Origin of the sequence: Amphibacillus marinus, assembly GCF_900110345.1 — a bacterium.
GTDB classification, from domain to species: Bacteria; Bacillota; Bacilli; order Bacillales; family Amphibacillaceae; genus Amphibacillus_D; species Amphibacillus_D marinus.
Map to the genome: position 1 here is coordinate 46,813 of NZ_FODJ01000008.1, position 20,237 is coordinate 67,049.

Below are 20,237 nucleotides of genomic sequence, written 5' to 3' on the forward strand. Positions count from 1 at the left end.
CCACTAACACAACGGTGCAAAGTCAGATTCTTTTAGTGATAAAATACAGGGGTATGTTAATAAATGGTTGTATATCAAATAGCATTGGTAAGCTAATTTCCCAAGATTAGGCGGCTCTTTTTTGCTGGAGCAATAAAAAATTTGCTTAACCAACGCTACTTGATGAAGAACCTAATAAATGACACCAGCAAGAAACAGAAGTGGCTAGGAGTTGTTAGACATTGAAAAACTTTTCAATCTGTTTATATTTATTTTTGGTTCTTTATACGGTTAATATTCTAGAAATAGAAAAGGGATGGAAATATTTAGTTAATGTTGGACCTCTCTGTCTTATAGGCAGCCTATTAATTGATTATTTATTCGAAAAATGAAGCTTAATTGACGATAAGATAACCCTTGCATATATTAAGCAATTAAGTATCGGGCAGCTTATTGATATAGAAATTAACCAGGAGTGGTTTTAAGCGCAACCTACTCTTGTCAATACGATGAAATAGTTGTGACAACAGTTACTCGATGATAAACCAATTGTTTTAAAAGAACCAGCTTTAGAATGAAACCGTTATTATTCGAAAGCTGGTTTTTAGTTTGTCAATTTATCGGGTGTTAACTGCTGGTGAAATATAGATTCGTGCAGAGACCGCTCTCTGATTATATCCGTGAAGCTCACTTTGAATGAGGAATATAGACAACGGTCACTAATTGATAATGTACTTTGAAATTAATCCAGTTTAGTCAATAGTAGCTTTAATACCGACTGATATACATTTGGTAACGCTTGCTGAGGGTCAATTAAAGACAGAAGATCAATGCCGTTATTAAAGGAAAGCAGAGCTAGTGCTGTCTGTTCTATTGTCATAGGAAGTGCTTCATTAGAATGATTTAAACGATTGACAAGCGCTGTTTCAATGTTTTTTTGAGCCGTTCTAATTTTGTTGACAAGTTGCAACTTAATGTCCTGATGTCGCATGGCATGAATAAAGAATTCAACTGTTAAAATCGCCCAGTCGCGATTTTTTTCTAATTCAGAAAAATAATTCTTTGACAACTCATCAATTACAAAAGCGACTGGCTTACCTGATGCCATTAATGATTCGAACGTATGTTCAGTTTTTGCTAAGTGCGCGTGTAATAGATCAAGATAAAGTGCTTCTTTACTCGAAAAGTGGGTATAAACAGCTCCTTTTGTGTATCCTGCTTGTTCGGCAATACGATCGATACTTGTCCCATGAAAGCCTTGTTGGGCAAATTCAATTCCTGCTGCGGTAAGCAAATCTTGCCTTGTCTGCGCTTTTGCTTCCATTCGACTTAAACGTTGTTTTTTCTGGTTATTGGTCATTAAGATCCCTCCAAGTTGTAACGATAACCTATTGACATACCGAATAGAATCTATATACTTATAAGTATGTGATACTAATCGGTATGTGAATGTGTATAAGTATACTAAAGTTTATTAAGGAGGTAAAGGGACGATGATTTCCATATCAAATTTAACAAAATGCTTTAAAAGTGGCTGTTTAGCGAATGATTCTATTTCGCTATCGGTTGCTGAAGGCGAAATATATTGCCTGCTTGGCCCCAATGGATCGGGCAAATCAACGCTAGTAAATCAATTGATTGGGTTATTAAAACCAACTGCGGGATGCATTACAGTTAACCAGATTGATGTTGTTAAACAACCCCATTTGGCAAGGCAATTGTCAGCCTTTCAACCACAAAGCCAAGTTCCAATTAATGGGCTGACCATGTGTGAGGCAGTTGAGCTAAGTGGGCGAATTAGGGGGCTGTCAAAGATCGATGCGCGTCAACGGACGGAAGCACTTATTAAACGTTTAAATTTAGAACAGTGGAAGACGACCAGAGGCGAGCAATTATCTGGGGGCTTAAGACGATTAACAGCCTTTTGCATGACCTGTGTAGCCGATCAGAAAGTTGTCATATTGGATGAGCCTACAAATGATGTTGATCCAGAACGGCGTCGTTTGTTATGGAGTGAAATTCATCGGATGGCAAATAAAGGCACGACCGTGGTAGTGGTAACACACAATATTTTAGAAGCAGAACAGGCGACGGATAGGTTAGCCGTTCTTTATCAAGGGAAATTACTTTGGGAGGGAAGCCCAGCAGAACTTCAATTAAAAAACGAAGCAAACTTGGTCTTTGAACTAACGTTACCTCCGGGAGTGTGCCTGAGATCTCAGTTTAATGTAGACAGCTTCGCTCAGTTAGGAAGAAAGAAATTGTTTCTTATTTCAATCAATGATGTAAACCTGTACATGAATAGAGTAATGGATTTGAAGAGCAAAGGTTTGGTAGACATGTTTTCTATTAATCCGTGGAGTGTTGAGCAGGGTTATTTAGAAATAATAGCACAATACAAAGAAACGTTGGCGGAGGCAAATAATGAAAAAACAAGTTAGAATTTTTTTACTCTTGTTTAGGTGGCAATTGCTTAGACTGCGAACGTTAATTCCACTGTTTATCGTATTGCAAATGATGACTGGCGTTGGATTTATTATTGGACTTAATTATCTGGTTCCAAATATGGACCAACAGACAGCATATTTGTTTGTTTCGGGTGCTCCAACATTAATTTTGATCATAATTGGCGTCGTATTTGTTCCGCAAATCGTTACTGAAGATATTGCATCAGGCAGTCTTGCTTATATGTTCTCCTTACCAATTTCACGTATTCTCTTTTTACTTACTGATTTGTTTGTCTGGCTACTTTCAGCATTACCGGGCATTATTAGTGCTTTATGGATAGGTTCTTGGTACTATGACTTCTCTTTTTCTATAGAGTGGCTGTTATGGCCAAGCATATTAATTGTCGGGCTGACATGCTGCTGCATGGGCTATGCAATAGCTCATCTAATTGCTAAGCCACAGTATGTTTTGATGCTAACAAACTTAGTCGTGTTCTTTCTTTTTTTGTTTACCCCAATCAACTTTCCGCTTGAACGATTGCCATCAGTCATTCAGGCCCTGCATCTCAAGTTACCGTTTATCCATATGGCAGATTTAATTCGCCAATCAATAAATGGGGAGAACCAGTTTATTACTCACCAGACAGTCATCATGTTAAGCATTTGGTTAACGCTGAGTTTCGGCATTATGATAATCGTTGTACAACGGAGGAGATAGTATCTAGTGATGCTATCTTTTAAAAATCTTGACATAATGTGTCGGTTTGTTATAATGATTATGAAATCGATTTCAGTTTATTTAGGTGGTAAGGTATGAAAATTAAAGATATTGCTAAGCTGGCTGGTGTTTCTCCAGCAACTGTATCACGCGTGATGAACAAGAATGGCTATGTTAAAGCGGAGAAACGAGAAGCGGTTGAAAAGGTTATCCGTGAAGTTGGTTATCGGCCTAATGAGATAGCGAAGTCATTAAAAAATAAACGCTCTAATATTATTGGCGTTATTGTTCCTAAGATCAGTACTGAAACAGCAAGTAGGGTGTTAGAAGGTATTACACAAATTGCCAAGGAAAGAAACTATCAGCTATTAATTTCTAATACTAATTTGCAAATTGAAGAAGAAATTAACGCTCTTGAATTTTTATCTAATAAGCTTGTTGATGGTATTATAATTTCAGCTACAGAGGTAACAGATCAACATTTAGCTGTAGCCCGGCAATTGACCGTTCCATTGGTGGTTATTGGTCAGAGAATGGCAGGATTCACTTCAATTTTGTATAGTAACAATCATGCGGTGCATGATTTAGTTGATCACCTCGTTCAGGCTGGACATAAGAAAATTGGCTTTATTGGAGTTGATCCAAAGGATAAAGAAGTTGGTCAAGTGCGAAAGCAGGCTTATATGGATGCGCTTAATCACCACCAGTTACCCTATAAAGAAGAACTGGTCGCAATTGGTGACTTTTCGATTGAATCAGGCTATCAGCAGATGGCAAGCATTTTAAAGAAGCAACGACCTACAGCTGTTCTAGCAGTGACGGATCATCTGGCGATTGGGGCAATTCAGTGTATTAAAGATAATGGGCTCTCAGTGCCTGCAGATATTTCTGTAACTGGCTTAGGGGACGTTAAACTTGCTAAATACTTATCGCCACCATTAACAACAGTACATTATTATTTCAAAACAAGTGGTCAATTAGCAGCGAGTGAATTGTTTAATCAAATCGATCAATTAAATATGGAAAACAAAGAAATTTACGTAGACTATGAACTTAGAATACGGGCGAGTGTAAAAAAAATAGAACGTAATAGTTAGTAGCCTTTACCGCAGATTAACTGACTGTAAATCCCCGCTCATCAGGTATAAGAGAGGAATTAAATTATGCTAAGCGGTGCTCAACAGTCAGTAGAGGCCCGATTGGTAATTAGTAAAATTCACACTGATAAAAGATTCACATTTTTTTCACAAAAATGTGAAATCGATTTCAGATCAACAATAATTGCAGATAGCTTTGGGCCAAATCATGGATCTATTTAATTAGTTTAGATAATATTTCTTTTTAGGAGGCAAAATAAATGAACGATCAAGTAACGATTAATCAGATTATCGAAGCCGTTGGTGGCCGTGATAATATTAAAAACTTTGAACACTGTGCAACGCGGTTACGGATTATTCTACGTGATGAGAAAAAATTTGATCAACAAAAGGCTGAAGCTGTTTCGGAAGCAAAGGGCTACTTCTTTAATACTGGCCAGCATCAGTTTATTTTTGGAACGGGTAAGGTTAATCAAGTTTTTCGAGCTTTCGAGCAAGAGATGGGCACGAATCAGCAAGTGAAAGAAGATGACTTTAAAGATGATGTTTACCAGCAACTAAACCCAGTCCAGCGGGTAGTAAGAATTTTAGCAGATATTCTGGTGCCATTAATTCCTGTACTCGTTACAACTGGTTTATTAATGGGGATAAGGGGTTTATTACTTGAACTGGGTATGAATCTGTCTGATGAAGCATTAACCATTTTCCAAATGTTAACGGATACAGCTTTTGCATTTTTACCTGTGTTAATTGTATACAGTGCAGCAAGGAAATTTGGCGGTAATCCTCTAATTGGAATTGTTGTCGGATTAATGCTTGTTGCTCCCCAGCTACCAAATGCATGGGCGGTTGTGGATGGAAGTGTTGAACCACTAAGTATCTTTGGAATTGATGTTATTGGTTACCAAGGCTCTATTATTCCTGCTATCGCTGCGGGTTATTTAGTTGCCAAGCTTGAAAAAGGACTAAGGAAAATAGTTCCACAAGTAATGGATTTAGTTCTGACACCTTTTTTAACCATTACCGTTACTATTGCTGCTATGCTATTTGTCCTTGGACCCATTCTTCAGTTAATTGAATCCGGTGTAATTGGTTTTATAATATCTATTTTAGAAGCACCTTTCGGATTGGGTTATGTTGTCTTTGGCGCGTTACAACAATTATTGACCATTACTGGATTACATCATTCACTAAGCATAATTGAGATTAATTTATTAAATGAGACAGGTTTAAACGTGATTCAAACATTGATTACGGTAAGTATGGCTGGTCAGTTTGGTGCAGCTATTGCCGCATCGCTCCTGATTAAGGATAAGGTTAAACGAACAAATGCATTATCTTCGACAGCATCAACGCTTTTTGGCATAACGGAACCATTATTATTTGGCGTTAATTTACGCCATTTTAGAATTTTTGTATCTGGTATGGTTGGTGGTGCGATTGGTGGCCTAATAACGTATCTACTTGGTTTAAAAGCGACTGGGATGGGAATTACTTTTATTCCAGGATTACTGCTATATACAAGCCGAATAAGTGCATTAATTCAATACATTTTAGTAATCGCTGTATCCTTTGCTATTGGTTTTGTACTCGTGCGGATTCAATCAAATAAAATTAAAAATGAAATGAATTAACTAAATTATTAAGTGTTGACTAATATCGACGGGGTGTTGAGGATAAATGCCTCCACCCTTAATTTTTTTAAAGGAGATGTGGGCGAATGCCAGGGACAATATATTCAATAGGTGAGGCGCTTATTGATTTTATTCCTAATCAACATAATTGTCATTTAAAGGATGTAATGGGTTTCAAAAGAGTGATGGGAGGAGCGCCAGCAAACGTTGCTGTTTCAATAGCTAAGCTGGGTGGCTATAGTAGCTTCATTTCAAAGCTAGGTGAAGATGCTTTTGGCGATCACATTGTTGAACAATTAGTGTATTATCAGGTAGAAAGAGAATGGCTAATAAGAACGAATCAGGCTAATACGGGCCTTGCATTCGTATCATTAAATGAGAATGGCGAACGTGATTTTTCATTTTACCGCAACCCAAGCGCAGACATGTTATTAAGTCCTGAGGAAGTGAGTGGGCTCTCCTTCCAAGAGGACGATGTGTTACATTTTGGTTCCGTCGACTTAATTGATGCTCCGGTCAAGGAGGCGCACCTTGCTGTAATTAAACAGGCAGAGATAGATCAAGCATTAATTAGTTTTGATCCAAATGTTAGGTTACCACTCTGGGATAGCGCTGAGGCGTGCCGATCGGCAATAAATCAATTTATTCCACATGCTCATGTATTAAAAATATCTGATGAAGAACTACAGTTTATAACTGGAATGGACGATGAACAGCAAGCGCTCCAGCGTCTTTTTATTGGTAATGTCCAGTGGGTTGTCTATACAAGAGGACGCAAGGGTGCAGTACTTCTGACTAAAACTGGTCAGATAGTAAAGCACAGCGGCTATCAGGTCAAGCCGGTTGATACGACTGGTGCAGGGGATGCGTTTGTTGGTGCGCTGCTCTATCAATTGCAAGAGAAAATGATAAGCCTTAAAACCTTAAACAAACTATCAGAGGAACAATTACAGAGGTTACTTGCTTTCAGTAATGGCTATGCCGCGTTAACGACATTAAAGAATGGTGCAGTGGAGTCGTTGCCAACACATGCAGAAACGTTAGCCTTTATGGCTAATTATTAATTATAATGCTGAAATACGGGAAGTCAGGAGAAATGAAATGAATCCATTACAGCAAGAGCTACAGAGAGCAATTCTAACCGAGCAGCATGACTTAAGGAACTTAGTTGTACAAGATTTTTGGCGTCAAGCCTTCCATGAGATGCCTCCAACAGGCTGGTTAAATGATCCTAACGGTCTTTGTCAGTTCAATGGTGTGTATCATTTATATTATCAATTCTCACCAATTGATGTTGCGGGTGGACTAAAATATTGGGGGCATAAAACATCAAAGGATCTTGTCTATTTTCAAGATGAAGAGGTGTTTTTATACCCAGATCAACCTTTTGACTTGCATGGTGTCTATTCCGGCAGTGCTTTTATTAAGGATAATGAGCTTCATTTTTTTTACACCGGAAATGTCAAGCTTGAAGGAGATTATGATTATATTAATAGTGGGAGAGAACAGAATACCATTCATGTTGTTAGTAAGGATGGCTTTACGATCACATCGCGAAAGCAAGTATTAGGGATGGCTGATTATCCGCCAGGCTTTAGCCAGCATATTCGTGATCCTAAAATTGTTCAATATAAAGATTCTTTCTATATGATCCTCGGTGCACGAACACGCAGCGACCAAGGTGATCTGCTTGTCTACAGCTCAACTGATTTGTCAGAATGGAATTATCAGGGAACGCTGTTAGAGTCTAACCCAAGCTTGGGTTATATGTGGGAGTGTCCAGATTTATTTACGTTAAATGGACAAGATATTTTAATAATTTCGCCACAAGGAATGGAAGCAGAGGTCGATAAATATCAAAATGTATACCAATCAGGGTATTTTCTTGGAGAAATGGACTGGCAATGGTGTCGTTTTAAGCAAAGTGGTCATTTCCAAGAGCTTGATTACGGCTTTGATTTCTATGCACCCCAAACATTTGAAGATGAGCAGGGGCGAAGAATGATGATTGCATGGATGGGGCTACCTGATATTGAGCCGAATTATAGTAATCCAACTGTTGCCTTTGGCTGGCAGCATACTATGACGCTGCCAAGAGAATTAGTTTTTTTAAATGGAAAATTATATCAGAAGCCTTTGCCTGCCTATCAGCAATTACGAAGGGAATTAATCACACGCCACCTCACTGTGAATGGTGAATGCAATGATCAACAGTTGTTTGGTGAAGTTTATGAGCTATCAATTAATATAGAACAATTAACAAGCTTCTTTGCTGTTCATTTAAGAGAAGATACGGAAATCAGCTTTCATGCTACTAATGGGCAGTTATGCCTTAGTCATGGAGAATCAGGCTATGGTCGAACACTGCGCCGTCTAGCATTAGAGCAATTAGACAGCTTGACTATTTTTTCCGATCGATCCTCACTTGAGGTATTTATCAATGAAGGGGAGTACGTCCTGACTTCAAGATTTTACCCTAAGCCTGGGAAAGATCGAATTAGCTTTTCTGGAGAGGCATCGATTAATATTTGTAAATGGGATCTGATCAAAGCTGACAACTGAGAGATCTAGCCGATAATGCTAGGTCTTTTTTTGCGCAGATTAGCAGTCAGTAAAGGTCCGAATTGTTCAGTTGCCGTTCCTTAGGAAGTCACCCTGGGGTTAAACCTATAAGTGGTAGCAATCTTATGGGAATAAAGCAACCTTTGCTGCTGATTGATGATTTAATTTATCATGTCTGGATGTTCCTATTAAGTGAATTCATGATATAATCGGTTGAAGCTTTTTAGTGAGGTGAGAGTCATGTTAAAAGTAAAAAATGTTGTCTTGGCTGAAGGGATGCCTAAAATCTGCATCTCAATTACTGGAGCAACAGTGGAAGAAATTATTCAGAACGTTGAGCAGGTGAAGCAATCAGAAGCTGATATTGTAGAGTGGCGTGTCGATTACTTTACTGGTGACGTTGATAAAGGTTTATGTGTATTTAAAAAAATAATACCTGATTATCCGCTTATTTTTACCTTTAGAACGAAGGATGAAGGTGGACAAGCAGCAATAAGTGCATCATCATATCTCAAGCTTAATCAACTTGCTATCCATTCTGGAGCTGTTGATTTTATTGATGTTGAGCTTATGTTTGATAAAGAGATCAGGAATCAGTTGATTTTACAGGCGAAGAATTGCAATGTGCATGTTATTGTTTCGAATCATGATTTTGAAAAGACGCCAGCAAATCAAGAGATGATTAACCGAATTAAGGAAGCACAAGTCATTGGCGCCAGCATAGCTAAGCTTGCAGTCATGCCTAATAATGTCGATGATGTTTTACGGTTGCTTAGTGTCACAAATGAAATGCGTAATAAAAAGAGTATTCCGATCGTCACCATGTCAATGGGCGGGATGGGTTTGGTAAGTCGATTGGTGGTTGAGCTAGTTGGCTCGTGTATGACCTTTGGTGCGCTAGGTGAGCCGTCCGCACCTGGCCAAATAGACTGTACAAAATTAAAAGACACACTCATACTTGTTAACCAGAATATAGGTCAATAGTATGTGCGATATGCCCTGTTAACCATAAAAAAACAGTTCAAATGATACAAAAAAAGTAGGTTTAAATGCAAAATGAAATATAACTGTAACATTTCTATCATCTTCCTGAAATTTATAGATGTTATACTAGCTTTGCTGGTCAAGTATCAGCGACATTTACTAGAATACATAATTATAGATTAATATAAGTTGAGAACGATATTATTACATAGGAAGCGAGAGTGGAGCTGCGTGAATAGTAAAAAAGTCGTAACAAGTCTAGCTTTATCAATTGGAATCCTTCTATCTGCCCCTTCTTTTGGTTCAGTCCTTTTGGCGGAGACCGAATCGGAGCTGGCATCAAATCGAGCCGCGCTACAGACTGAATTAGAAGAAAAGAGAGCTGAGCTTGAAGAGATTCAAACTGGTCTTGTTGATCTCCAAGAAGAAATTGACCGAACTAATGAAGCAATTGCAGCAAACGAGCAAGCCATTAAAGAAACTGAAGAACAAGTTGAAGAGAAAGAAGCTGAAATTGCTGAATTAGAAGTTGAAATTGAAAGACTTGAAGCAGATATTGAAATGCGTGAAGAAATTTTAAAAGATCGCGCTGTTTCATTGCAAAAAAATGGTGGTGGCATTAACTATTTAGACGTGCTCCTTGGTTCACAGAGCTTTACCGATTTTGTTGATCGCATCTCATTAGTTACTAAAATTGCACAATCTGATCAAAATCTTATTGAACAATTAGAAGCAGATCAAAAAGCTGTTGAAGATCATAAGGCAACAGTTGAAAATAAATTAGCAGAATTAAATGATACCAAAGCTGAGTTAGAGATGATGCAACAGCATGTTTTAGAACAAAAGGCTGAGCTAGAGGCTGATGTAGCTGAGCTTGAAGAGAAGCAAGCAAGAAGTCAAGCAATTATCACTGAATTAGAGCTTGAAGATCAGGAACTACAACGTTTAATTGATAACGCTCGTGCAGAAGCGGAAAGACGTCGTCAGGCTGCCATTGCAGAAGTACAATCAGAAGTCGTTCAATTTAGTGCTGCAGCACCAAGTACTAATAATAGTGCGCCTGCTGCGACAGCAAGTGCAGGTAGTGGTGCGGTTAGTGATGCAATATCAGCTGGCTATAAGTATATTGGGAATTCTACTTATAAGTTTGGTGGCGGACGTACGCAATCAGATATTTCAAGAGGTCTGTTTGATTGTTCAGGATTTGTTTCTTGGGCGTTTAGTCAAGCTGGAATAAGTATTGCTGCCCAAACTGATGCCTTGGCCAATACGGGAACAAAGGTATCGACAAGCGAGATGAAACCTGGTGATCTAGTATTCTTTAATACATACAAGACAAATGGTCACGTTGGTATTTACATTGGTAATAATCAATTTATCGGCTCTCAGTCTTCAACAGGTGTTGCAATTGCAAGCATGTCAAGTGGCTACTGGGCAGATACATTTAACGGATTGGTTCGTCGAGTTAAATAATTTCAACTATAAATATAAAGGCTACTGTATCTTAAAAGATACAGTAGCCTTTTCGGTTCTTCATCAAATAGCGTTGGTAAGATAATTCCAAAAGATTAGGCAGAAGCAAAAAAGAGCCGACTCCTGCGGGAATAGCACGTGTCCGAAGACCCGTTCGTCTAACGGACTCACATCCTGTGAGCCTAAAGATGTCACGTTTGTACCGGTGGGTGAAAGCGCCTCTTTTTTGCTGGAGCAATACAAATATTTGCCTAACCGACGCTATTTGATATACAATCACCTTTCCCCTCGTTATGCGTTACTTGCAATAACTTGATCAGCAAGGTCAGGATCGTATGTTGTTGTCGCGTTTAAGCCTGATGTTGCGTTTACAAAACTACCGGTATTAAATGCACCTGCTCCAGCAGCTGTTTTAGAAGCACTTTTGGGGGAAAGGTAGAAGCTATCACCAAAATTTATGACACCACCCCCCACTTCAATAATTTGAATAGGACCAACGATTGCTGGCATAAAAATTAACACCTCTACTTTTTTAGACATATCGAATATGTTTTATTTTGGTGTCAGCATAAATTGACTGACAATTTCCAATTTGTATTTGGGAGCTTCCACTTAGTCCTGTTAATTTAATACGCTCAACATGAATATGCGGTTGATGATTCACGGTTCGAAGCACTTGATTAGTAGGTAAAGGATAGTATGGAGCTTCTCTTGTAAAAAATGGGTAATCACCATATGCCTCATCTTCCTCTCCGGTAATGTCGGGATACTTCTGAATGGCAACCTGTCTAACAGAAGCAGTCCGCTCTGTACAATCACCAATTTGGATAGCGGATGAAAAGGAGATTGCAATAACTTTGAGATCATTGACAAGTGCTGTTCGCTCACTCATTAATCATCCCTATTTGGACTGTTTAGAACAACGTAAGAGTCTGGAGGCGTGTCAAAATACCCGTAAAGCTGAATATGCTGACTGTCTCCGATAATTAAGCTGGAAGAAGCAGAAACAGTGCCAATATCAATTTGACAAACCTTTAATTCCCAATTATGAACCTCCATCGTTGTCATCCACCTTTTTCTCAAAATGATTTGATAATGATTGCCGCAGGTCTTTTCTTAAGGCAGTCTTTATCGCTTCTAATGATAATTGCTTATTTTGATAGTATTGTATTCGATTAGGCATTTGCCGATACAAATCTGATAAAATAATTTCTTTGTCATTATTTGTTAGTTGGAGATTATATTGTGCTGCTAACTGATCTAATTCAGATGGTAGGTATTCCACCATGTCAGAATGTAGTAACTCTTTTGTCTGCTCATGGGCATGTGGGATGAAATTTTCAATATCATCTGGAGAAATTCCTATTTGCAAAACGCCATCAAGTTGCTCAATCTTTAATTGATCAAAATGATATTCAATGCGATCAATTCGTGTACGAGCTTCAGTACTAAATTGTTCTTCAATTCTTGCGAGTCTTTGCTCTAGTTGTTTTATTTTTAAGTCTTGTTGCTGAATATAATACCAGAAGTCCATTTGCATGGTATATCCCCTTTCCGACAGTGCTAAATATTGGGTTGAGATAGTGGTACAATGGGAGCATCGAATTCAGGCTTATCAAGTACTTCTGTAAATTGTCCTGTATTATTTAAACTCGCATATGTTTGAAAACTACCAGTCGTTCCAATTTGGAATACTGAAGCATTACTAATCGACCCAATTTTAATTTGATAAATAATAATCGATTGTTGTATAAACATCTAATCTACCCCATACCAGTCATAACTTGGTCGAACTTGTCATTGTCATTAATTGCCGTTTGTGCATGATCAATTTGTACGGTAACAGCATCTCCAGTATTAAAAGAGCCACCACCTGCGAAGGTTTTTGCTTCAGAGTAGGAATTTATCGAGTAAACATCACCAACATGAATAATACTTGAGGTACCGACTGATTGAATTCTTAAAGCACCGACGATTGCTGGCATGACTATTCCCCCTCCTTCATAGCTTATGCAGAGTATACACTACTGTGTCTGCTGTCAGTTGATTGAACTATATGGTTTTGAATCTGAATAAGCTGTTTATGGTAAGAATTATGAAAGTAGGTTTGCATGCTCTTATGTAAGGGAATTTATTTTAAAAAAGGAGGTCGATATTTTTGTTTTTTATTCATTTACATGTTACAAGTTGGCTACTTGCTTTTATTTTATTTCTTATAGCTTGGCCATTATACGTGAAAGGGAAAAGTCAGACAGCAATAATCCTACATTGGATAATTCGGATAAGCTATGTGATCATCTTAATTAGTGGAAGTGTGCTCTTATATAGGTATTCACAAGCGGAAGTATGGCAAACATATAGTGCTGAGGTGATTGTAAAGGCAGCTGCCGGTCTTTGGGCAGTTGTAATGCTTGAGGCAACGCTTCATCGTATGAAAGGTGGTAAACCATTTAAGGGGTTCACTGTGCAACTAGTCGTCATGTTTGCCATTACTTTAATTCTTGGTTTTGGTCGTTTACCTTGGGGATTCCTTCCTTAGTTCTCTAATTAAGATTAGTTCAGCAAGTTACGAGGAGGCTAACTATGAAGCAATAGTTAGCCTTTTAGCATGCTCAAAAATCTTTGTTGTTTATTTATGTTCTAATCTCTATCGGCAATTTAATAAATGGGCACTTCTCCGCTCGGACAGCATATACATAACTAGGAACAGCAAAGTGAGGGAGCGTGAGTGTATGTGTGGAATTACTGGAATAGTTAGCTTTAAAGGTAATATAGAAGATCAGGACACGAAGATAAAGAAAATGACAGCAGCTTTAGTTCATCGAGGTCCTGATCAGGCAGATGTCTATCAGTCTAAACATGTGTTATTTGGTCACCGTCGCTTAATTGTCGTTGATCCTGAAGGTGGGTGTCAGCCAATGACTGTCGAGCATAATGGATACGCATATACGATGGTTTATAATGGTGAGTTGTACAATACCGACCAGCTAAGGCAACAGTTAATGGATTTAGGCTGGGAATTTGAATCTCATTCAGATACTGAAGTTTTATTAAAAAGTTATATTGAATGGCGTGAAGATGCTTTACCACTATTAAACGGAATTTATGCTTTTGCAATTTGGGACCCTGAAACAGAGCACGTGTTTTTTGCACGTGATCGATTAGGGGTCAAGCCACTTTTTTATACGAAATGTCAAAATAGCCTTTTATTTGCTTCAGAAATTAAAGGCATACTTGCTCATGATGATGTACAGCCAGTCGTTACTAAAGAAGGCCTGCAGGAATTATTAGGTTTAGGACCTGCGAGAACATCAGGCCATGGTGTGTTCAATAATATTTACGAATTAAAGGCTGCCCATTTTGGACGATACTCTCGGAAGGGGTTTGAGCAAGTTAGGTATTGGCAAGTGGAAAGTAGACCGCATACGGACTCAGTAACTGAAACAGCTTTACGTGTGCGAGAGCTCTTAATGGATGCTGTCCAAAGACAGCTTGTCTCTGATGTACCAATTGGTACTTTTTTATCTGGTGGAGTGGATTCTAGTGCAATAACTGCTATCGCAGCGCAGTACTTAAAAGAGACAAAGCAAGAGCGATTAAATACATTCTCCATCGATTTTACGGAAAATGAGCGGTTCTTTCAGCGGAACAGCTTTCAACCATCTCGGGATCAGGACTTTCTACCGCTGGTTGTTGAAAAATATGATACAGAGCATCAAAACTTTGTCCTTGACCAGGTCACGCTGGTAGAGACATTAAAGCAAGCTGTTAATGCAAGAGATTTACCAGGCATGGCTGATATTGATGGATCACTGCTATGGTTGTGTGAGAGAACAAAAGAACATGTAACGGTAGCATTATCTGGTGAATGTGCGGATGAGATATTTGGCGGTTATCCATGGTTTTATCGCGAGGCAGATCTTAATCGAGAGGGATTTCCATGGATTCGATCAAAGGAGTTGAGAAATCATCTCATTCGACCTGAACTAGTTGAGCAATTGAACCTTGATAGCTATCGTATCAATGCCTACAATGAGATCATCAAGCAGACGCCCAGATGCGCGGCTGATTCACCACTTGAAGCTAGAAGACGAGAGCTTTTTTACTTAAATATGGAGAGTTTTATGTCAACACTCTTAGAACGGAAAGATAGAATGAGTATGGCAGTAGGCTTTGAGGCGCGCGTTCCATTCAGTGATCATCACCTAATTGAGTATGTTTGGAATATTCCTTGGGATATTAAAAATACCGGCGATCAGGAAAAAGGTATCTTAAGAAAAGCTTTGCAAAACATACTACCAGAAGGGATATTAGCACGGAAGAAAAGTCCTTACCCAAAAACGTATCATCCCGACTACACGAAGGCAGTTGTTACTTGGATGGAAGCGATCTTGTCAGATGCTGAAGCACCATTGTTTCAGATATTTGATCGAGAGACGATTAAAGAACTAGTAGGGAATGAAGGAGAAACGATTGATGAACCGTGGTTCGGACAATTAATGCAGGGACCTCAGTTATTAGCCTATTTAGCCCAGTTTGATTATTGGTTGCGAACTTACAAGGTACAATTAGACTTTTCTTAAGTGTTGTGTAAATAAATAAATGGCGGTAATCTAGACTGATTACCGCCACTTATTAACTTATATGAAATAATTACTCATATTTGTCATTTGAGAAAAATAAAGCAATTGTACCTGGACCGGAGTGGGCACCAATACTTGAACCTACCATTCTAATTTTAATTTCTTTGACATCATAGCGTACTTTGATCAATTCCGCTAGTTCCTCTGCTCGTTCTAGTGAGTCACCATGGCTAATTCCAATTGTTTGATTGCTGAAATCAGTCCCTCGCTCACTCATAATTGCAAGCATGCGTTGAAAGACTTTTTTTGAGCCTCTGATCTTTTCAAGGGGGATTAATTTTCCAGCATTCATATGAAGTAAAGGTTTAATTTTAAGCAATGTTCCAACAAAGGCAGCTGATTTGCTCACTCTGCCACCTCGATATAAGTACTCTAGATCGTCTACTGTAAAGATATGCTCCATATGATTAGCTTGATATTGACAAGCTGCTGTTACTTCCTCTAACGTACGCCCTTCTTTTGCTAGTTCAGCTGCCTTAATAACGACAAGACCATAACCAAAGGAAGCGCACTTGGTATCGATCGTCTCTAATGACCAATCCGGATAACTCTCTTGTACCTCCTTAGCAGCAATTACTGCTGATTGGTATGTTCCGGATAGTTCTGAAGAGAAAGCTAAATAGAGGCAGGGTTGTCCGATTTCAGCGTATTTAATAAAAGTATCTTTAAAATCTTGAGGTGTGACCTGAGATGTTTTTGGTGCTTTTCCTGCACGCATCGCATCATATACTGTCTTGGCGGATATTGTCTTACCATCTAAATATGTTTCATCGTCTAGAAGAACGGTAAGGCTCACATTGTCAATGTCATAATTTAAATAGTCCTCTTGATTTAAATCACAAGCAGAATCAGCAATTATTTTCACGTTCATATTTACAGACCTCCATATTTTTTTGGTGAATTTAAAAAAGAATGATTGCATTACATATACTTCTAGTTTATAGTTAGCGTGGTCATTCGTCAAAAGTTATTTTTTGAAAGATCAACTTTCATACATGTAACCATGGTCACTATCTTTAGAATAAATTTAGCTGATTAAGGTTTAGTAATTACGATTGCTGGCTAACACTTTAAATAGTAGGTTTTTATCGCAGATTAACAATTAGTAAAACCCCAAATCAGTGTTTCTTTTGCGAGGACGCACTTGGGGCATACCTTTAGGTGCATGCTCGTGCTATTAAGGATCAGTAGGAGATAAACAAAATGCACGGATTGAAGATTCACTTTACAAGGGGGAATACTCATGTTTATTTTTGAAGCAAAACGAATTGTTGTTGTGATCATTGGTGGGTTAATTAATGCCATCGCTCTTAATTTCTTCTTTATTAGCGCAGATGTTTATGCCAGTGGTTTTACTGGGATGGCTCAAATTATTTTTACAGTTTTGTCGGAGTTTTTAAATGTAGATTTTATTAGCACAGGAATCTTGCTCTTACTGTTAAATATTCCTGTAGCATTATTAGGTTGGTTTAAAGTAGGTCGTCATTTCACAATTTATAGTATTCTGTCAGTTTTAATGACCACGGTATTTCTTGAAATTATCCCGATCCGATCCTTTTCAAGTGATATCATGTTAAATGCGGTTTTTGGTGGTGTGCTCGGGGGTTTTGGCGTTGGTATTACATTAAAATGGGGTGCTTCCACAGGAGGGTCGGATATCTTAGCAATGGTAATGTCGCGCATGAAGGACAAACCCATTGGCGGTTATTTAATGATTATTAATGGAATTATTATCTTCTTAGCGGGTGTATTAAATGAGCCGGAAAATGCTCTTTACACACTATTAGCTCTGTATGTATCAACGCGTGTTATTGACGGTATTCATACGCGTCATGAAAAGGTTACGGCAATGATTGTGACAAAAAGAACGGATGATCTCCAAAGTGCCATTCATAAAAGAGTAGTAAGAGGTATAACGATTTTACCAGCGAGAGGTGCGTATTCAAAGGAGGATAAGTCAATGCTCATTGTGGTTATTACAAGATATGAGCTATATGACTTAGAACGAATCATTAAAGAAGTTGATCCAGAAGCATTTACAAATATTGTCCAAACAGCTGATGTATATGGCTTTTTTAGAAAAGATAATTAACTTAGTTTGACCGCCACTAAATGGCGGTCAAACTTATAAATATGTCGGTTAAAATTAATTTAATTTATGATAGAATGAATTTAACAATTAAATGTGCAATATGCACATAAACATTACCCCCCCTAAGCATATTTCGACAAGGTAATGTTACGGAGCCCGGCTGCATATGGTCAGGGCTTTTTTTCTTGAATAATCAACAATTGTGTAATCGCTGCTCATGTTTAATAATGACAGTCTATAGTGACCAATTTAGAGTTAATATAGGAATAATCCGATATTTGTAAGATGGAGAGGAGACTAACAATCTTGAAGCGATTTCTGCAACGGTTAAAGTCACATCGTTTACTTGTAATCTTTTTTATTTCTATTATCCTTATTCATATGTATTTGCTAATTAATAATTTTCAGCCCTTAATTGGCATTAACCTCACTCAGGAAAATGATCAACATTACCGGATTACCTCATTTGATCGGCTTGGCTGGGGCAGGACAAGTGGATTAGCAGTTAACGATCAAGTGATCTATGTTAATAATCAGTCAGTTGAAGCTTTTACAACTGTTCAAACACATAATCGAATTGAAGGAGCTCAAACGATTACGGTTGATCGTATTGGTCAACTTTATGTTTACGAGGTCAGTTATCATAGTGATTTATTTTATCAATATATTTTCTATCTTCTTTTACCGTTATTGTTTTTTTTATTTTGTCTACTTACGTCATTTATCCTTTATCAGCGTAATCCAGATCAAAAAAGTGCCCAGCTATTAATTATAATGTCACTGCTTATTAGCCTTGCCTACAACTCATCAAGCTTGGCAAATAAACTGTTTTTTTCAGCTGAAGTAATAATGGTTAGTGTATTGTTGCTATCTCCATGTTTTTTCTTTCATTTCGTTTATTTGTTATTTACTGAAAAAAAGAAAAATTGGTTTACCGTAAAGCTGGTGTACTTTTTATACGCAGTTGCCACTATTGCAGTGGTTAGTGTATTGCTTAACTGGCAAACTATACAAAGTGATCAGATTACATCACCATTTTTCTCAATTATTATGTTGATTATTTTTTTTCAACTTTTCCGTGGTGCTTATCTTTTGCGCTTTGACCCGGCAATTGATAGCATTTATGGTATATTATTATCAATTGGACTTGCAATTTCGCCTTTTTTATTTCTTTACACCATTCCACAGGTGTTATTTGGTCTCCAATTTATATATGTGGAAGTGTCAAATGTCTTTTTATTCTTTATCCCTGCTGGTTTCCTCTATTTAATTGTTTCTGATCAACTTTACCTGCTGAAAATAAAAATTAAGCAGCTTCCCTATTACTTGATGCTTGCCTTTTTTTTAGCAATTAGTATGACCATTATGCATGTTTCCTTCATAAGTGAGGTATTTAATCCAAGACAAATCGTGCAATTCTTTGTTTATACCTTTTTAACCGGCTTGCTCTTGTTATTTCTTAAGAAACAGTTGGATTACTATTTTCGATTACAACTATTTGTATCACAGGAAAATTATCAAGCTAGTTTATATCGATTTAGTGAAGCAATAAAAATGGAGAAGAGTAAGGATCAAATTGTTGCAGCAGCTCAACGTGAGATTCGTGAAGTGTTGAATACTGTCCATATTGAGATAGCTGAATTACATGAACCTGTCTTTAGTAATGAAGCTCTACAGGGACTTCGACCAATTTTCATACCATTAATTCGTACTTATCAAGGACAACCATTAGTTATGGGAAAGATTTATAATCGCAATGAGCTTTGTGCAATATCGATTAATCAAAAAAACGAGCAGCCTTTAGTCTTCTTTCTGGCACTGAACAAGGGCTTAAGACGAGAGCAACTTGATTGGCTATCTAGCTTAGCCCAATTCACCAACCTTGCCTTAGAAAATCAATTAAAAATTGATGATCTTCTGGCCGAATTGGAGCAAATCAAATTTTCTGGTGACATGAGTTGGTTATCAAAGCTCCTTTTTCATTGGTCGGAGAATGAGCGCAGAACTTTAGCACAAGATATTCATGATTCTTTCCTTCAGGATCTTATTGTGTTAAAAAGAAATATTGAAGGAATTAAGGATATTAAGCGGGCAGATCAAAAGAATAAGCAATTAGAAGCGGTTGAACAGGATATTCAAGATATGGTATATGATGTTAGGGAAACGTGCATGTTCTTATATCCAACGATTATCGAAGAAATCGGTTTAATTGAAGCACTTCAGGAATTAGCTGCAAAGTTTAGATTGCAATCTAATAGTGTGTTAGATTTTAAGATAACAATTCATGAACACAGAACATACTCTAAAGATGTTAAAATGGCAGTTTATCGTATTGTCCAGGAATGGTTAAATAATGCACGGAAGCACGCAAAAGCAAATCATGTTAAAATTGACTTACAGGAAAGAAGTGGCGAATTGTGCTGTCAATATATTGATGATGGAGTTGGAATAGCCTCTGGCGGTTGGCCGACATCTTATCATAATATGGGTTTACTATCAATTAAAGAGCGTGTTAGAAGCTTGCAAGGTCATGTCTCACTTGACACTAAGGAAAAGCAGGGTGTGAGAATGATCGTTACGCTACCGTATCAAGAAGGAGAATAATGTA

Annotated in this window: 20 protein-coding genes; 12 read left to right on the plus strand and 8 right to left on the minus strand. The window is 37.8% G+C overall.

The window, feature by feature from the left end:
* Window positions 1–721: 721 nt before the first annotated feature.
* Complete coding sequence (locus tag BM000_RS11205; protein ID WP_091498291.1) at window positions 722–1,339, minus strand: TetR/AcrR family transcriptional regulator; 618 nt, start codon at window positions 1,337–1,339, stop codon at window positions 722–724.
* Between the two features lie 133 nt (window positions 1,340–1,472).
* On the opposite strand from BM000_RS11205, the gene BM000_RS11210 reads away from it, so the two are divergent.
* The 8 genes from BM000_RS11210 (at window position 1,473) to BM000_RS11245 (ending at window position 10,894) form a co-directional block, all read left to right on the plus strand.
* On the plus strand, window positions 1,473–2,420 hold the full coding sequence (locus tag BM000_RS11210) for an ABC transporter ATP-binding protein (protein WP_091498294.1): 948 nt from the start codon (window positions 1,473–1,475) through the stop codon (window positions 2,418–2,420).
* Complete coding sequence (locus tag BM000_RS11215) at window positions 2,404–3,144, plus strand: ABC transporter permease (protein ID WP_091498297.1); 741 nt, start codon at window positions 2,404–2,406, stop codon at window positions 3,142–3,144. The genes BM000_RS11210 and BM000_RS11215 overlap by 17 nt, the downstream gene beginning before the upstream one ends.
* Window positions 3,145–3,239: 95 nt before the next feature.
* Window positions 3,240–4,241 (plus strand): LacI family DNA-binding transcriptional regulator, encoded by a 1,002-nt coding sequence (locus tag BM000_RS11220; protein WP_091498300.1) that lies wholly within the window; start codon window positions 3,240–3,242, stop codon window positions 4,239–4,241.
* 260 nt (window positions 4,242–4,501) lie between these two features.
* Window positions 4,502–5,875, plus strand: a complete 1,374-nt coding sequence (locus BM000_RS11225) for a PTS transporter subunit EIIC (protein ID WP_091498302.1) — start codon at window positions 4,502–4,504, stop codon at window positions 5,873–5,875.
* 86 nt (window positions 5,876–5,961) lie between these two features.
* Window positions 5,962–6,939: a carbohydrate kinase family protein gene (locus BM000_RS11230; protein WP_091498305.1), complete on the plus strand. Its 978-nt coding sequence runs from the start codon at window positions 5,962–5,964 to the stop codon at window positions 6,937–6,939.
* Between the two features lie 37 nt (window positions 6,940–6,976).
* Window positions 6,977–8,437, plus strand: a complete 1,461-nt coding sequence (locus BM000_RS11235) for a glycoside hydrolase family 32 protein (RefSeq protein WP_091498307.1) — start codon at window positions 6,977–6,979, stop codon at window positions 8,435–8,437.
* Between the two features lie 240 nt (window positions 8,438–8,677).
* Window positions 8,678–9,421: a type I 3-dehydroquinate dehydratase gene (gene aroD, locus BM000_RS11240; RefSeq protein WP_091498310.1), complete on the plus strand. Its 744-nt coding sequence runs from the start codon at window positions 8,678–8,680 to the stop codon at window positions 9,419–9,421.
* Between the two features lie 231 nt (window positions 9,422–9,652).
* A complete protein-coding gene (locus tag BM000_RS11245; protein ID WP_091498313.1) occupies window positions 9,653–10,894 on the plus strand; it encodes a C40 family peptidase in 1,242 nt (413 codons plus the stop codon).
* A gap of 291 nt (window positions 10,895–11,185) precedes the next feature.
* Here BM000_RS11245 and BM000_RS11250 read toward each other — a convergent pair whose 3' ends face one another.
* The 6 genes from BM000_RS11250 to BM000_RS11275 are packed head-to-tail and all read right to left on the minus strand — an operon-like array spanning window position 11,186 to window position 12,879.
* Window positions 11,186–11,404 (minus strand): spore germination protein, encoded by a 219-nt coding sequence (locus BM000_RS11250; protein WP_091498315.1) that lies wholly within the window; start codon window positions 11,402–11,404, stop codon window positions 11,186–11,188.
* 22 nt (window positions 11,405–11,426) lie between these two features.
* Entirely contained in the window at window positions 11,427–11,786 is a 360-nt protein-coding gene (locus BM000_RS11255) for a spore germination protein GerPE (RefSeq protein WP_091498317.1), read from the minus strand.
* Complete coding sequence (locus BM000_RS11260; RefSeq protein WP_091498320.1) at window positions 11,786–11,953, minus strand: spore gernimation protein GerPD; 168 nt, start codon at window positions 11,951–11,953, stop codon at window positions 11,786–11,788. The genes BM000_RS11255 and BM000_RS11260 overlap by 1 nt, the downstream gene beginning before the upstream one ends.
* Window positions 11,940–12,434, minus strand: coding sequence for a spore germination protein GerPC (gene gerPC / locus BM000_RS11265; protein WP_091498321.1), 495 nt, complete (start codon window positions 12,432–12,434; stop codon window positions 11,940–11,942). The genes BM000_RS11260 and gerPC overlap by 14 nt, the downstream gene beginning before the upstream one ends.
* Window positions 12,435–12,457: 23 nt before the next feature.
* Window positions 12,458–12,652, minus strand: a complete 195-nt coding sequence (locus BM000_RS11270; RefSeq protein ID WP_091498324.1) for a spore germination protein GerPB — start codon at window positions 12,650–12,652, stop codon at window positions 12,458–12,460.
* A gap of 5 nt (window positions 12,653–12,657) precedes the next feature.
* Window positions 12,658–12,879, minus strand: coding sequence for a spore germination protein (locus BM000_RS11275; RefSeq protein WP_091498327.1), 222 nt, complete (start codon window positions 12,877–12,879; stop codon window positions 12,658–12,660).
* Between the two features lie 173 nt (window positions 12,880–13,052).
* Between BM000_RS11275 and BM000_RS11280 the strand changes: the two genes are divergently transcribed.
* The gene (locus tag BM000_RS11280) at window positions 13,053–13,433 is read left to right on the plus strand and encodes a YisL family protein (protein ID WP_245751645.1); all 381 of its coding nucleotides are present in this window, start codon (window positions 13,053–13,055) and stop codon (window positions 13,431–13,433) included.
* Window positions 13,434–13,626: 193 nt separating this feature from the next.
* Entirely contained in the window at window positions 13,627–15,477 is a 1,851-nt protein-coding gene (asnB, locus tag BM000_RS11285; protein WP_091498332.1) for an asparagine synthase (glutamine-hydrolyzing), read from the plus strand.
* 70 nt (window positions 15,478–15,547) lie between these two features.
* On the opposite strand, the gene BM000_RS11290 is transcribed toward asnB, so the two are convergent.
* Window positions 15,548–16,408 carry a DegV family protein gene (locus BM000_RS11290; RefSeq protein WP_091498334.1) on the minus strand — a complete coding sequence of 287 codons (861 nt, stop codon included), beginning with the start codon at window positions 16,406–16,408 and terminating at the stop codon, window positions 15,548–15,550.
* Window positions 16,409–16,780: 372 nt separating this feature from the next.
* Between BM000_RS11290 and BM000_RS11295 the strand changes: the two genes are divergently transcribed.
* A complete protein-coding gene (locus tag BM000_RS11295; RefSeq protein WP_091498337.1) occupies window positions 16,781–17,629 on the plus strand; it encodes a YitT family protein in 849 nt (282 codons plus the stop codon).
* A 306-nt stretch (window positions 17,630–17,935) separates the two neighbouring features.
* A complete protein-coding gene (locus tag BM000_RS11300; RefSeq protein ID WP_177178284.1) occupies window positions 17,936–20,233 on the plus strand; it encodes an ATP-binding protein in 2,298 nt (765 codons plus the stop codon).
* Window positions 20,234–20,237 lie beyond the last annotated feature (4 nt).

Bases quoted from the DNA above. Each gene is read 5' to 3' on its own strand.
- BM000_RS11295 (WP_091498337.1), top strand. From the start codon at position 16,781: ATGTTTATTTTTGAAGCAAAACGAATTGTTGTTGTGATCATTGGTGGG.
- BM000_RS11255 (WP_091498317.1), bottom strand. From the start codon at position 11,786: ATGAGTGAGCGAACAGCACTTGTCAATGATCTCAAAGTTATTGCAATC.
- gerPC (WP_091498321.1), bottom strand. From the start codon at position 12,434: ATGCAAATGGACTTCTGGTATTATATTCAGCAACAAGACTTAAAAATA.
- BM000_RS11275 (WP_091498327.1), bottom strand. From the start codon at position 12,879: ATGCCAGCAATCGTCGGTGCTTTAAGAATTCAATCAGTCGGTACCTCA.
- BM000_RS11260 (WP_091498320.1), bottom strand. From the start codon at position 11,953: ATGGAGGTTCATAATTGGGAATTAAAGGTTTGTCAAATTGATATTGGC.
- BM000_RS11290 (WP_091498334.1), bottom strand. From the start codon at position 16,408: ATGAACGTGAAAATAATTGCTGATTCTGCTTGTGATTTAAATCAAGAG.
- BM000_RS11235 (WP_091498307.1), top strand. From the start codon at position 6,977: ATGAATCCATTACAGCAAGAGCTACAGAGAGCAATTCTAACCGAGCAG.
- aroD (WP_091498310.1), top strand. From the start codon at position 8,678: ATGTTAAAAGTAAAAAATGTTGTCTTGGCTGAAGGGATGCCTAAAATC.
- BM000_RS11230 (WP_091498305.1), top strand. From the start codon at position 5,962: ATGCCAGGGACAATATATTCAATAGGTGAGGCGCTTATTGATTTTATT.
- BM000_RS11220 (WP_091498300.1), top strand. From the start codon at position 3,240: ATGAAAATTAAAGATATTGCTAAGCTGGCTGGTGTTTCTCCAGCAACT.
- BM000_RS11270 (WP_091498324.1), bottom strand. From the start codon at position 12,652: ATGTTTATACAACAATCGATTATTATTTATCAAATTAAAATTGGGTCG.
- asnB (WP_091498332.1), top strand. From the start codon at position 13,627: ATGTGTGGAATTACTGGAATAGTTAGCTTTAAAGGTAATATAGAAGAT.
- BM000_RS11205 (WP_091498291.1), bottom strand. From the start codon at position 1,339: ATGACCAATAACCAGAAAAAACAACGTTTAAGTCGAATGGAAGCAAAA.
- BM000_RS11215 (WP_091498297.1), top strand. From the start codon at position 2,404: ATGAAAAAACAAGTTAGAATTTTTTTACTCTTGTTTAGGTGGCAATTG.
- BM000_RS11210 (WP_091498294.1), top strand. From the start codon at position 1,473: ATGATTTCCATATCAAATTTAACAAAATGCTTTAAAAGTGGCTGTTTA.
- BM000_RS11250 (WP_091498315.1), bottom strand. From the start codon at position 11,404: ATGCCAGCAATCGTTGGTCCTATTCAAATTATTGAAGTGGGGGGTGGT.
- BM000_RS11225 (WP_091498302.1), top strand. From the start codon at position 4,502: ATGAACGATCAAGTAACGATTAATCAGATTATCGAAGCCGTTGGTGGC.